Origin of the sequence: Streptomyces sp. NPDC060064 (assembly GCF_042736455.1) — a bacterium.
GTDB lineage: Bacteria > Actinomycetota > Actinomycetes > Streptomycetales > Streptomycetaceae > Streptomyces.
On sequence record NZ_JBHWWF010000043.1, the window covers coordinates 24,394 to 37,648 of the forward strand.

The following is a 13,255-nucleotide window of genomic DNA, read 5'->3' on the forward strand; positions in this document are numbered from 1 at the left end:
CGGTGACAACTGCGGCGACCGCGAGGGGCTCCGTACGTCCGACGCCCCCCGCCGACAAGCGCAAGAGCGTGACAGGCACACGTAAGATCATCGCGGTCGGCTTTCTGCTGCCCGCGCTGGTGCTGCTGGGCGCGCTCGTGGTCTACCCGATCGGGTACTCGGTCTACCGGTCCTTCTTCGACCAGTCCGGCAGCGGGTTCGCCGGGATCGACAACTACAAGGAGATATTCACCGAGGACACCATCCTCACCGCGGTCAAGAACAATGTGATCTGGGTGGTGGTCGCGCCGACCGTCTCGACGGCACTCGGTCTGATCTTCGCCGTGCTCACCGAGCGGGTCCGCTGGGGCACGGCCTTCAAGCTGATCGTCTTCATGCCGATGGCGATCTCGATGCTCGCCGCGGGCATCATCTTCCGGCTGGTGTACGAGCAGGACCCGGACCGCGGTGTCGCCAACGCGGTGTGGGTGGGCGTTCACGACACCTTCGCCGAGTCGGCCGGATTCCCCAAGGCGCGTCCGCTGGCCGTCCATCCGCTCGAGGCAGGTCCGGGCGGGTCCTTCGTCACCAAGGAGCCGGCCACCGCGGGCAAACAGGTCCAGCTCCCGCTGGTCGGTGTCGCGCCCGACAAGATGCCGTCCGACGCCAAGCCCGCGAAGGCGGCCCAGCCGGACGACGGAAAGATCACCGGCACCGCCTGGCTGGACTTCACCAAGGGCGGCGGCGGCAAGCCCAACGCCATCGACGCCAAGGAGCTCGGGCTCAAGGGCATCAAGGTGGAGGCGGTCAAGGACGGCAAGGTCGTCGCATCGGCACGGGCCGGAGCGGACGGTACGTTCAGCCTGCCCGCGTCCGCCGAGGGCGCCCGACTCCGGCTGCCCGCCGACAATTTCCGGGAGCCGTACAACGGCGTCAACTGGCTCGGCCCCTCGCTCGTCACCCCGGCGATCATCGGCAGTTACGTCTGGATGTGGGCGGGCTTCGCGATGGTGCTGATCGCGGCGGGCCTGGCGAGCGTGCCGCGTGAACTCCTCGAAGCGGCGCGGGTGGACGGCGCGAACGAATGGCAGGTCTTCCGCAAGATCACGGTGCCGCTGCTGGCGCCGGTACTCGCGGTCGTCCTGGTCACCCTGATGATCAATGTGCTGAAGATCTTCGACCTGGTCTTCATCATCGCGCCGGGCTCGGCCCAGGACGACGCGAACGTCCTCGCTCTCCAGCTGTACCGCTCGTCGTTCGGTACGGATTCGAATGTGGGGCTGGGCAGTGCCATCTCCGTACTCCTGCTGCTGCTGGTGATCCCGGTGATGCTGTTCAACATCCGCAGGATGCGAAGGGAGAGCCGCCGATGACCACGACCGACGGTGTGGTGAAGGCCAAGCAGTCACTCCCGGCGCGTATCGCGGCACGCGCCGGCGGTGGCGTGATGCGGGTGTTCCTCATCCTGGTGGGCCTGTTCTGGCTGATGCCGACGTTCGGGCTGCTGCTGTCGTCGCTGCGCGACGCGACGGACATCAGTGAGAGCGGCTGGTGGAAGGTGTTCTCGGCCCCGGCACAGCTGACCACCGAGAACTATTCGCGGCTCCTCGACAACACGGCGATCACCGATTCGCTGCTGTCCACGGTGCTGATCACCGTCCCTGCCACGGTTCTGGTCGTGGTGATCGGCTCGCTCGCCGGATACGCCTTCGCCTGGATGGAATTCCCGGGCCGCGACTGGTGGTTCATGCTGGTCGTCGGCCTCCTCGTGGTCCCGGTCCAGGTCGCGCTGGTGCCGGTCTCCAAGCTGTTCGGCCAGATCGGCATCTTCGAGACGACAATCGGCGTGATCATCTTCCATGTCGCGTTCGGTCTGCCGTTCGCGATCTTCCTGCTGCGGAACTTCTTCGCGGAGATCCCGAGAGAACTGCTGGAGGCGGCGCGGCTCGACGGGGCGGGCGAGATACGGCTGTTCACGCGCGTCGTGATGCCACTGGGCGGCCCGGCGATCGCCTCGCTGGGAATCTTCCAGTTCCTGTGGGTGTGGAACGACATGCTGGTGGCGCTGATCTTCGCGGACTCCGAGAGCGCGCCGATCACGGTGGCACTCCAGCGCCAGGTGAGGCAGTTCGGCAACAACATCGACGTCCTGGCGCCCGGCGCCTTCGTCTCGATGATCATCCCGCTGGCGGTGTTCTTCGCGTTCCAGCGGCAGTTCGTGACGGGAGTCATGGCAGGAGCGGTCAAGTGAGCCGGTGCGGATGAGTAGTTGAGCGGTGTCGGGGCCGGCCCGGTGCGAACCGCCGCCCGGAGGCGTGCGGGTGCGCCGCATCCGGCCCCGAGGGGGCCTGCCCCGGTTCGGGAAGGGGCGGGGCGGGGAGGGGAACAAACCCCGGTCAAACCCCCGGTCACGACCGGAGCGCCGCCACCGCCCCCCGCGCCAGCTCGTCCAGGTACCCCTTCGGCAGCCCCGTCCGCACCACCACCAGCCGCCAGTACAGCGGCCCCACAATCAGGTCCAGCGCCTTGTCCGGGTCCGTCGATTCGGGGAGTTCGCCCCGTGCCACCGCGTCCCGTACCACCATCGCCGCCACGCCCTGCTGGCTGTCCAGCAGCGCCGCCTTGATCGCGTCCGAGATCTCCGGGTGGCGCGCCGCCTCCACCAGCAGGTCCGGGATGACCTGCGAGGCCACCGGGTGGCGCAGGGCGTGCGACGCCACCTCGAGCAGCGCCCGTACATCGCCGTACAGCGAACCCGTCGCCGGCGCCGGCAGTCCCTGCGCCGCGAACACCGAGACCAGGTCCAGCACCAGCGACAGCTTCGACTTCCAGCGCCGGTAGACCGCCGTCTTGCCGACGCCCGCCCGCCGCGCGATCCCCTCGATCGACATCCGCGCGAAGCCGACCGCGGCCAGTTCCTCGAAGACGGCGGCGCGGATGGCGTGGGTCACGTCCTCCCGGAGCACTGCGGCTCCCGCCGGCGCGCGACGTGGTGTTCCCGGATCCGTGGTCATGCACAGGAGCATACCGGGACGACGAAACGGTTGCGTTGCGACGTCACTACGTCCTACTCTCGCCGTAGCGACGATACGGGTCCGTCCCATCGCTGGGCGACTCCCATCGCGGGCGCCGCCAACGCCCGCGCCCGACGTACCCCCACCCCTGTCCCTGCCTCCGCGCCTGTCGAAAGCGAGCACCGTGAGCAGCCAGACGATCGGCCGGCCAGAGCCGCATCCCGACCCGAGCGAATCCGCCCCGGACGGCCCGTCCGACCTCGCCGCGCTCGCCGCCCGCCACGGTCTGACCGTCAGCGGCGCCCGCCCCACCCTGCGCTCCTACATCGGCCAGCTCTGGTCCCGCCGCCACTTCATCGTCGCCTTCGCCACCGCCCGGCTGACCGCCCAGTACAGCCAGGCCAAGCTGGGCCAGATCTGGCAGGTCATGACCCCGCTGCTGAACGCGGCGGTCTACTACTTCATCTTCGGCATGCTGCTCGACACCAGTAAGCACGTGCCCGACTTCATCCCGTTCCTCGTCACAGGCGTGTTCATCTGGACCTTCACGGCCAACTCGATCATGGCCGGCACCCGCGCGATCTCCGGCAACATCGGCCTCGTACGCGCCCTGCACTTCCCCCGCGCCAGCCTGCCCATCGCCATCGCGCTCCAGCAGCTCCAGCAGCTGCTCTTCTCGCTCGGCGCGCTGCTCGCCATCCTGGTCTGCTTCGGGCAGCTTCCCCAGGTCGGCTGGCTGCTCGCGATCCCGGCACTGACCCTGCAGGCCGTGTTCAACACCGGCATTTCGATGATCATGGCGCGGCTGGCCAGCAAGACCCCGGACATCGCCCAGCTGATGCCGTTCATCCTGCGCACCTGGATGTACGTCTCCGGTGTGATGTGGTCGATCGACAAGGTGCTCAGCCACGACAAGGTGCCGCACACCGTCAAGCTGGCGCTGCAGTGCAACCCGGCCGCCGTCTACATCGACCTCATGCGCTTCGCGCTCATCGACAGCTTCACCGCCGCCCAACTCCCCCCGCACGTGTGGGCCGTGGCCCTCTTCTGGGCAGTGCTCTTCGGGGCCGGCGGATTCCTGTACTTCTGGAAGGCAGAGGAGGAGTACGGCCGTGGCTGACTCCAGGATTCCCACCGTCGTCGTCGACGGCGTCCACATCACGTACAAGGTGAACGGCGTCCGCACCGGCAAGGGCAGCGCCACCACCGCCCTCAGCCGGATCGTCTCCCGCAAGGGCGCACCCGGCGTTCGCGAGGTGCACGCCGTCAAGGGCGTCAGCTTCGCCGCGTACAAGGGCGAGGCGATCGGCCTGATCGGCTCCAACGGCTCGGGCAAGTCGACCCTGCTCAAGGCCATCGCGGGCCTGCAGCCGCCGTCCAAGGGCAGGGTCTTCACCCAGGGCCAGCCCTCGCTGCTCGGCGTGAACGCGGCACTCATGGGCGATCTGACCGGCGAGCGCAATGTCATCCTCGGCGGACTCGCGATGGGCATGACCCGCGAGCAGATCCGCGACCGCTACGACGACATCGTCGACTTCTCGGGGATCAACGAGAAGGGCGACTTCATCACGCTGCCGATGCGTACGTACTCCTCCGGCATGGGCGCCCGGCTGCGGTTCTCGATCGCCGCGGCGAAGAGCCACGACGTGCTGCTGATCGACGAGGCCCTGTCCACCGGCGACGCCCGCTTCCAGCGGCGCAGCCAGGAGCGCATCAACGAGCTGCGCGAGGAGGCCGGCACGGTCTTCCTGGTCAGCCACAGCATCGGCACGATTTCCGAGACGTGCGACCGCGCGATCTGGCTGGAGGCCGGGACGTTGCGGATGGACGGCCCCGTGAAGGACGTCGTCGCCGCGTACAACGAGTTCACCAGCCCCAAGAAATAGCCCCTAAATCACCTCAAATTACCCGTAACGCGGGCTAAAGTGCAGGCCGATGACGAATCATCGGACTGCACCGCCCGCCCATGGCTCCGCCCGGGTGCCCGGGACCTCGCTCCCCGGCACCCGGGCGCCCCTCGGCGCCGACCCGCCCCGGCCCACGCAGGCCGTCGCCCTCGGCGCCGTCTGGGCAGCCACCCGCATCGGGATGCTGCTCCTGCTCATCGTCGACCGCCTCGGCGACAGCGGCGTCGCCGGCGAGGTGCACACCCTTTACCGGCACTGGTACGAGCAGCTCGGCCAGGGCGCTTTCCCCCTGAACGACGTCACCTGGCAGTACCCGCCCGGCGCCGCGCTGGTGTTCCTCTTCCCCGGCACGCTGCCCTGGCTCACCTACTTCCAGGCCTTCGTCGCCATCACCCTCGCCGCCGACGCCGTCGTCACCCTCGCGCTCGCCCGCGCCGGTGTGCCCGGCGCCTGGATGTGGGTGTGCGGACTGCCGCTGCTGCTGCATCTGCCCTTCGCGCGGTACGACGTCCAGGTCACCGCCCTCGCCGTGCTCGCGCTACTGGCGATGCGCGGCCGGCCGCTGCTCGGCGGGGCGCTCGCCGGCCTCGGCGCGATGATCAAGGTCTGGCCGCTGCTCACCCTGCTCGGCACACCCCGGGGACGTACGACACGCGCCGCCTGGCTCTCGGCCGCCGCCTCCGCGGTCGCGCTGCTCGCCGTCCTCGCGCTCGCCTTCACGCACTCCCTGGACTTTCTGCGGCAGCAGGGCGCCAGAGGCGTCCAGATCGAGTCGCTCGGCGGAACCGCGCTCCAGCTCGCGCGGAAGGCGGGCTGGGCGGGCACGGTCAGGTACCAGTACGGGGCCTTCGAGTTCATCGGTCCCTATGTGTCGAGCGTGGCGCGGCTCTCGCTGCTGCTGACCGCCGCGGCGCTGTGCTGGCTGCTGCTCTGGCGGGTCAGGGCCCGGCGCTGGAGTGCGGCGACACCCTTCGACGCCGCGTTCGCCGCCGTCCTGCTCTTCACCGTCACCAGCCGGGTGATCAGCCCGCAGTATCTGGTCTGGCTGCTCGGACTGGCCGCGGTCTGCCTCACCTCCCGGCACACCACCCAGCGCCCGGTCGCGCTGTTGATGCTGCCCGCGGCCGCGCTGAGCGCGCTGGCCTACCCCTTGCTCTACGACGATGTGCTGGGCGGCACTCCGCTCGGCTGTCTGATCATGGTCGTACGGAACGGTCTGCTGGTCACGGCGGCTCTGCTCTCCTGCAGGCGGCTGTGGACGGCCACGGCCGCGCGATAGGCTCCGCTGCCGACGATGGGCAGGGGCACGCCAAGGGGAGTGGGAATGCGGAACGGGGGGCCTCAGCCGCTGCGCGACGACGATCCGCGGGAGATCGCGGGCTATGTGCTCGAGGCGCGGATCGGCGAGGGCGGGATGGGCACCGTCTATCTCACCCGCACCGGCGAAGGACGGCCCGTCGCGCTGAAGCTGATCCGCCGCGAGCACGCACAGAGCGAGAGCTTCCGGAAACGTTTCGCCCGCGAGGTCGAGGCGGTCCGCCGGGTGCACGGACACCACCTCGTACCGGTCGTCGACCATGACGCGGAGGCCGCCCGGCCCTGGCTCGCCACCCGTTACGTACCGGGGCTGCCGCTCGACGACGCGCTGGCCGAACACGGGCCGCTGCCGCTGAAGTGCGTGCTTCAGCTGACCGCCTGCGCGGCCCACGCGCTGGACGCCGTACACACCGCCGGGGTCATCCACCGCGATGTGAAGCCGGGCAATCTGCTGCTCACCGCGGAAGGGCCCTGGCTGCTCGACTTCGGCATCGCGCGGGACGTCGGGACGTCATCCATGACCACCGTCGGCCGGATGGTCGGCACACCCAAGTACATGTCTCCCGAGCACGCGCTCGGCAAGCAGCTCACGCCCGCATCCGATGTGTTCACGCTCGGACTCGTCGCCGCCGAAGCCGCCGCCGGGCGCCATCCGTACGGAGAGGGCGGCGGCCTGGTGGTCGCCACCCGGATCGCCGGCACCGACCACGAGCCGCCGGATCTGCGCGCGCATCCGGCGGCGCTGCGCGAGGTGCTGACGGGCTGCCTCGCCGCCCGGCCCGAGGAGCGGCCGACGGCGGCGGAGGCGGCCGAGCTGTGCCGGCGGGCAGCGGGACGCGACGTACGTGACTTCGACGGCTGGCTGCCCAAGCCGCTCGCGGCGACCCTGGCAGGGATCGAGCGGGCCGCCAAGGACCCGAGGGCGTCCGGTTGGCGGACCAGAATCCGCCGGGCTCCCTGACGAGATGTCCTCGACCGCCGGACGGGCTTGTGCTCAAAAGCCCGTCCGGCGATCGAGGGCGAAGCGCGCCGGACGGACCCGGCGCCCCTCGTTCCCGTACCGCTAGCTGTGCGTACGCAGCAGCTGCCGCATCGTCCGCATCGCCACCGACAGGTTCGCCAGGTCGAACGTGTCCGAGCCCTGGATCTCCTCCAGCGTCGAACGCGCCCGGCCGAGGATCGCCGCGTTCTTCTGCTCCCAGGCCTTGAACCGCTCCTCGGGCGTCGAGCTGCCGTTGCCCACGGAGAGCACGTCCGCCGTCAGCATGGCGTGTGCGGCGTACAGGTCCTCGCGGATGGAGGCGCGGGCCATGGACTGCCAGCGGTCGGCCCGCGGCAGCTCTATGATCCGGTCCATCAGCTGGGTGATCCGCAGCCGGTCGGCGAGGTCGTAGTACACCTCGGCGACCGCCATCGGCTCCTTCTTCGTACGGTCCGCGATCGCGACGATGTCGAGCGTCGGGAAGGCGGAGGAGAACCCGGCGACCCGCAGCGCGAGCTCCTCGGGAACACCGGCCTCGGTGAGCTCGTCCAGGATCCCCTGGTACCACTCCAGATCCGCGCCACGCAGCATCTTCGGCAGCTCCGCCCAGACCTGCTCCACGCGCTCGGCGAAGAAGTCGATGGTCTCGGCGAGCTCCAGCGGCTGCGGCCGGTTGCCCAGCAGCCATCGCGTACCGCGCTCGACGAGGCGGCGCGAGTGCAGCCGGATACGGGTCTGGACGTCGGCCGCGACCTTGTTGTCGAGGGCCTCGACGGCGTCCCACACCGCACCGAGTCCGAAGATCTCGCGGGCCGCGGTCTGCGCCCGCACGACCTCCTCGGTCGACGCACCCGTCTCTTCGCGCAGCCGGTGCAGGAAGGTCGAACCACCGGTGTTCACCGTGTCGTTGACCAGCACCGTCGTGACGATCTCGCGGCGCAGCGCATGCCCGTCGATCGCCTCGGGGAACTTCTCGCGCAGCGGCTGCGGGAAGTACGCGTGCAGCAGCCGGCGCAGATACGGGTCGTCCGGCAGCCCCGTCCCGATCAGCTCGTCCGCCACCGTGATCTTGGTGTAGGCGAGCAGCACGGCCAGCTCGGGCTGGCTGAGCCCCTTGCCCGCGTTGAGCAGTTCACGGATCTGCCGGTCGGTCGGCAGGAACTCCAGGGGCCGGTCCAGATGCCCGTCCCGCTCCAGCCGCCGAATGAAGCGCTGGTGGGCGTGGAGCAGACTCGGCGCCTGGACGACGGCGTTCGCCAGGGCGACGTTCTGCGCGTAGTTGTTGCGCAGTACCAGCGCCCCGACCTCGTCGGTCATCTCCGCGAGCAGCTTGTTGCGCTGCTTGACGGTCATGTCGCCGTCCGACACCAGGCCGTTGAGCAGGATCTTGATGTTCACCTCGTGGTCGGAGGTGTCCACGCCCGCGCTGTTGTCGATGGCATCGGTGTTGATCTTGCCGCCGCTGCGGTCGAACTCGATCCGGCCGAGCTGGGTCAGGCCCAGGTTGCCGCCCTCGCCGACGACCTTGGCCCGCAGGTCCTCACCGTTGACGCGGATCGCGTCGTTGGCCTTGTCGCCGACATCCGCGTTGGACTCGGTGGAGGCCTTGACGTACGTACCGATGCCGCCGTTCCACAGCAGGTCCACCGGGGACTTGAGGATCGTCTTCATCAGCTCGGCAGGCGTCATCTTGGAGATGCCGGGCTCGATGCCGAGCGCCGCGCGCATGTGCGCGTTGATCGGGATCGACTTGGCCGTACGCGGGTGGATGCCGCCGCCCGCGGACAGCAGCTCCTTGTTGTAGTCGGCCCAGGAGGAGCGGGGCAGCTCGAAGAGCCGACTGCGCTCGGCGTACGAGGTTGCCGCGTCCGGGTTCGGGTCGATGAAGATGTGCCGGTGGTCGAAGGCGGCGACCAGCCGGATGTGCTCGCTGAGCAGCATGCCGTTGCCGAACACGTCACCGGACATGTCGCCGACGCCGACGACCGTGAAGTCCTGGGTCTGGGTGTCGTGGCCGAGCTCGCGGAAGTGCCGCTCGACGGACTCCCACGCGCCGCGGGCGGTGATGCCCATCTTCTTGTGGTCGTATCCGGCGGAGCCGCCCGATGCGAAGGCGTCGCCGAGCCAGAAGTTGTACGAGAGCGCGACCTCGTTGGCGATGTCGGAGAAGGACGCGGTGCCCTTGTCCGCGGCGACGACGAGATAGGTGTCGTCCCCGTCGTGGCGTACGACATCGGCCGGCGGTACGACCTCGCCCGCCACCAGGTTGTCGGTGATGTCGAGCAGCGCGGAGATGAAGATCTTGTAGCAGGCGATGCCTTCGGCGAGCCAGGCGTCCCGGTCCACGGACGGGTCCGGGAGCTGCTTGGCGACGAAGCCGCCCTTCGCGCCGACCGGCACGATCACGGTGTTCTTCACCATCTGCGCCTTGACCAGGCCCAGGATCTCCGTACGGAAGTCCTCACGCCGGTCGGACCAGCGCAGACCGCCGCGCGCGACCTTGCCGAAGCGCAGGTGCACACCCTCCACGCGCGGGGAGTGCACCCAGATCTCGTACGCCGGGCGGGGCGCAGGCAGATCCGGGATGGCCTGCGGGTCGAACTTCATCGACACATAGCTGTGGTGCGTGCCGCCGCCGGCCTCCTGGAAGAAGTTGGTCCGCAGCGTCGCCTTGATGACCGTGAGGAAGGAACGCAGGATCCGGTCCTCGTCCAGGCTGGCGACCTGGTCGAGCGCGCCCTCGAGTTCCTCGAGGAGACCGTCGATCAGCTCGGTGCCCGCGCGCTGGCGCTCCGGGGACATCCTGGCCTCGAAGAGCGAGATCAGCAGCCGGGTGGTGTGGACGTTGGTACGGAGGGTGTCCTCCATGTACTCCTGGCTGAAGGTCGAACCGGCCTGACGCAGGTACTTGGCGTACGCGCGCAGCACCATCGCCTGCCGCCAGTTCAGACCGGCACCCAGAACGAGGGCGTTGAAGCCGTCGTTCTCGGCCTTGCCGGTCCAGACCGCGGCGAAGGCGTCCTGGAAACGCTCGCGGGCATCGTCGGCGAGGTAGTCGCCGTTGCCGTTGGCCAGCGGCATGCGCAGACCGAAGTCGTAGATCCAGGCGGTCGTACGGTCCGAGCAGCGCAGCTCGTACGGACGCTCGTCGACGACCTCGACACCGAGCCGGTTGAGCGCGGGCAGGACCGCGGAGAGGGAGACCTGCTCTCCGGTGCGGTAGATCTTGAAGCGGCGCTCGCCCGGGCCGGCACCGACCGGTTCGTACAGCGAGAGCGCGAAGCCCCTGCCGTTCTCGGTCAGCCGTTCCAGGTGCACGAGGTCGGCGACGGCGGCACGCGGCGAGTGGTCTGCCTTGTAGCCCTCGGGGAAGGCGGAGCCGTAGCGGCGCAGCAGCTCGGCGGCGCGCTCCTCACCGCACTCGGCGTTGAGTGCCTCGGCGAAGCCGTCGGCCCAGGAACGGGCGGCCTCGACCAGCCTGGCCTCGATGCGCTCGACATCGGAGTCGGTCAGGTGGGGCAGCTCGGTCCCGGACGGGACGCGGACCACGAAGTGCAGCCGGGAGAGGATCGACTCGGTGTTCCAGGCGGTGAAGTCGACGCTGCTGCCGCCGAGCTCCTCCTTGAGGATGTCGATCAGGCGCAGCCGTACGCCGGTGGTGTAGCGGTCGCGCGGCAGGTAGATGAGGGCGGAGTAGTAGCGCCCGTACTCGTCCTGCCGCAGGTAGAGCCGCAGCCTGCGGCGTTCCTGGAGGTAGAGCACGCTCGTGACGATGGAACGCAGCTGGTCGACGGGCGTCTGGAAGAGCTCGTCGCGCGGGTAGGTCTCGAGGATCTGCAGCAGGTCGCGGCCGTCGTGGCTGTTGGGCGAGAAGCCGGCGCCCTCCAGGACCTCGGCGACCTTACGGCGGATGACCGGCACCCGGCGCACGGACTCGGTGTACGCGGCGGAGGAGAAGAGACCGAGGAAGCGGCGCTCACCGACGACATTTCCCTCGGCGTCGAACTTCTTCACGCCGACGTAGTCGAGGTAGCTGGGGCGGTGCACGGTCGCGCGGCTGTTGGCCTTCGTCAGCACGAGCAGCTTGTGCTCACGGGCCTTGGCACGGGCGTCGGCGGGCAGCCGGCTGAAGGACGGGCTGACCGGGTGCGCCTCGTCCGTGCTGTGCTGGGGGTCGGAGCGCAGGATGCCGAGTCCGGTCCCCGGGACGGCGGCGAGCGCGTCGTTCTCGGTGAGCTCGTACTCGCGGTAGCCGAGGAAGGTGAAGTGGTCGGCGGCGAGCCAGCGCAGCAGCTCACGCGCCTCCTCGACCTCCTGGTCGCGCAGATCGTCGGCCTTCGGCTCGCTGGGCAGCTCTTCGGCGATGCGCAGCGCGGCGTCGCGCATCTTCTCCCAGTCCTCGACGGTCTCGCGGACGTCGGAGAGGACCCGCAGCAGGTCGGAGGTGATCTGCTTCAGATCGGCGCGGTCGGTCTCGCGGTCGACCTCGACATGGATCCAGGACTCGACGAGCGCGTCGTGCGGCAGCGCCTTGCTGTTGGCCTCGGAGGGCAGTACCTCGATGAGCTTGCCGGTCACATCGCGGCGGACGGTGACCTGCGGGTGGATCACGACATGAATGCCGCGGCCCTGGCGGGAGAGCTCATTGGTGACCGAGTCGACGAGGAAGGGCATGTCGTCGGTGACGACCTCGACGACGGAGTGGCTGCACGTCCAGCCGTTCTCTTCCACGGTCGGAGTGTGGACCCGCACATTGGCCGTCCCCTGGGGGCGGTTCTCGGCCAGCCGGTAGTGGGAAAGTGCCGCACCGAAGATGTCGACCGGGTCGCGGTCGGCGAGGTCCTCTGGAGCGGTGTGCAGGTAGTAGCGCTGGAGGTACGTGAGCAGAGCGTCCCGGTCAGGACGCTTCCCTTGCTCGGACCCAGTCGGAAGGTTCCCCCCGAGCGGGCTGTTCTCAGCTACCCGGGCGGCCCGTTCGAGCAGCTCGGCCTTGGCTTCGTCCAGCTTGGTCTGCATGTCCTCTGGCTCCTGTCGCGCGCCGTTGCGTGACGTAGGTGAAAGAAGCGACGCAACGCCGTGACGCGGGGTATCCGGTCGAAGTCGACGTTATGCCGCGATGAGAGTCGTCCGAGCGGTTATTGGCCAAGTTCGGCAACCCGGTCGGAACGAGGAGAGCAACGATCGCCCGGGTGCTGTGGCACTCCGGGCGCAGGCCGGGGGCTTCGCTGCCCCCGCGGCGTATCGCGCTGATCACGGGTCAAGGCTATCGTCCCGCCCCCCCGACCCGTCATGAGCCGTATGTGTACAAAAGCGGGGCCTGAAGTTTGACAGTCTGGACAGCGACACAGGCCCTCTTGGCAAGCAGCCCCCTCGCGGTGCACGTTGACGGTGACGACACGGTCACACGTCGACAGCACGACACCGGGAGTACCGTCGACAGCAGGACACCGGGAGCAGCCATGACAGCGAAGATCCTGATCGTCACCGGCGACGCAGCCGAGTCCCTCGAAGTCCTCTACCCGTACCAGCGGCTGCGGGAGGAGGGGTACGAGGTGCATATCGCGGCCCCCTCCCGCAAAAAGCTGCAGTTCGTGGTGCACGACTTCGAACCGGGCTTCGACACGTACACCGAGAAGCCGGGCTACACCTGGCCCGCCGACCTGGCCTTCTCGGAAGTCGATCCGGGGCAGTACGCAGCGGTGGTGATCCCCGGCGGCCGCGCCCCCGAGTATCTGCGCAACGACCCGGAACTCCGCAAGCTCCTCAAGTCCTTCTTCGACTCCGACAAGCCGGTCGCCCAGATCTGCCACGGCCCGCTGCTGACGGCGGCGCTCGGCAGCCTGGAGGGCCGGCGCGTCACCGCCTACCCGGCGCTGGAACTGGACATGCAGGCGGCCGGCGCCAGCTTCCAGGATGCGGAGGCGGTCGTCGACGGCACCCTCGTTTCCTCCCGCGCCTGGCCGGACCACTCCGCGTGGATGCGGGAGTTCCTGAAGGTGCTGCGCGCGAAGGCCCCGGTGAGCTGACGCCGCCACGCACGCCGCCACGGCGAAGCG

The 13,255-nt window shown here is 69.2% G+C and carries 9 protein-coding genes; 7 read left to right on the forward strand and 2 right to left on the reverse strand.

The genetic code is table 11. The features are described 5' to 3' along the window. Positions 1 to 2: 2 nt before the first annotated feature. Both ACFWDI_RS35045 and ACFWDI_RS35050 read left to right on the forward strand, forming a co-directional pair. On the forward strand, positions 3 to 1,352 hold the full coding sequence (locus tag ACFWDI_RS35045) for a carbohydrate ABC transporter permease (RefSeq protein ID WP_385310358.1): 1,350 nt from the start codon (positions 3 to 5) through the stop codon (positions 1,350 to 1,352). Further along, on the forward strand, positions 1,349 to 2,230 hold the full coding sequence (locus tag ACFWDI_RS35050) for a carbohydrate ABC transporter permease (protein ID WP_385310360.1): 882 nt from the start codon (positions 1,349 to 1,351) through the stop codon (positions 2,228 to 2,230). The genes ACFWDI_RS35045 and ACFWDI_RS35050 overlap by 4 nt, the downstream gene beginning before the upstream one ends. A gap of 157 nt (positions 2,231 to 2,387) precedes the next feature. On the opposite strand, the gene ACFWDI_RS35055 is transcribed toward ACFWDI_RS35050, so the two are convergent. Further along, a complete protein-coding gene (locus ACFWDI_RS35055) occupies positions 2,388 to 2,993 on the reverse strand; it encodes a TetR/AcrR family transcriptional regulator (RefSeq protein WP_362690216.1) in 606 nt (201 codons plus the stop codon). A 199-nt stretch (positions 2,994 to 3,192) separates the two neighbouring features. Between ACFWDI_RS35055 and ACFWDI_RS35060 the strand changes: the two genes are divergently transcribed. Genes ACFWDI_RS35060 through ACFWDI_RS35075 form a run of 4 tightly spaced genes read left to right on the forward strand, consistent with a single transcriptional unit; the run spans position 3,193 to position 7,178 of the window. Then, positions 3,193 to 4,113, forward strand: a complete 921-nt coding sequence (locus ACFWDI_RS35060) for an ABC transporter permease (protein WP_385310407.1) — start codon at positions 3,193 to 3,195, stop codon at positions 4,111 to 4,113. Beyond that, positions 4,106 to 4,879 (forward strand): ABC transporter ATP-binding protein, encoded by a 774-nt coding sequence (locus tag ACFWDI_RS35065; RefSeq protein ID WP_327323936.1) that lies wholly within the window; start codon positions 4,106 to 4,108, stop codon positions 4,877 to 4,879. The genes ACFWDI_RS35060 and ACFWDI_RS35065 overlap by 8 nt, the downstream gene beginning before the upstream one ends. A 49-nt stretch (positions 4,880 to 4,928) precedes the next feature. Continuing rightward, on the forward strand, positions 4,929 to 6,179 hold the full coding sequence (locus tag ACFWDI_RS35070) for a glycosyltransferase 87 family protein (protein ID WP_385310362.1): 1,251 nt from the start codon (positions 4,929 to 4,931) through the stop codon (positions 6,177 to 6,179). A gap of 45 nt (positions 6,180 to 6,224) precedes the next feature. After that, the gene (locus tag ACFWDI_RS35075) at positions 6,225 to 7,178 is read left to right on the forward strand and encodes a serine/threonine-protein kinase (RefSeq protein ID WP_385310364.1); all 954 of its coding nucleotides are present in this window, start codon (positions 6,225 to 6,227) and stop codon (positions 7,176 to 7,178) included. Positions 7,179 to 7,280: 102 nt separating this feature from the next. On the opposite strand, the gene ACFWDI_RS35080 is transcribed toward ACFWDI_RS35075, so the two are convergent. Beyond that, positions 7,281 to 12,215, reverse strand: a complete 4,935-nt coding sequence (locus ACFWDI_RS35080; protein ID WP_385310367.1) for an NAD-glutamate dehydrogenase — start codon at positions 12,213 to 12,215, stop codon at positions 7,281 to 7,283. A 443-nt stretch (positions 12,216 to 12,658) separates the two neighbouring features. On the opposite strand from ACFWDI_RS35080, the gene ACFWDI_RS35085 reads away from it, so the two are divergent. After that, on the forward strand, positions 12,659 to 13,225 hold the full coding sequence (locus tag ACFWDI_RS35085; protein ID WP_327323940.1) for a DJ-1/PfpI family protein: 567 nt from the start codon (positions 12,659 to 12,661) through the stop codon (positions 13,223 to 13,225). Positions 13,226 to 13,255 lie beyond the last annotated feature (30 nt).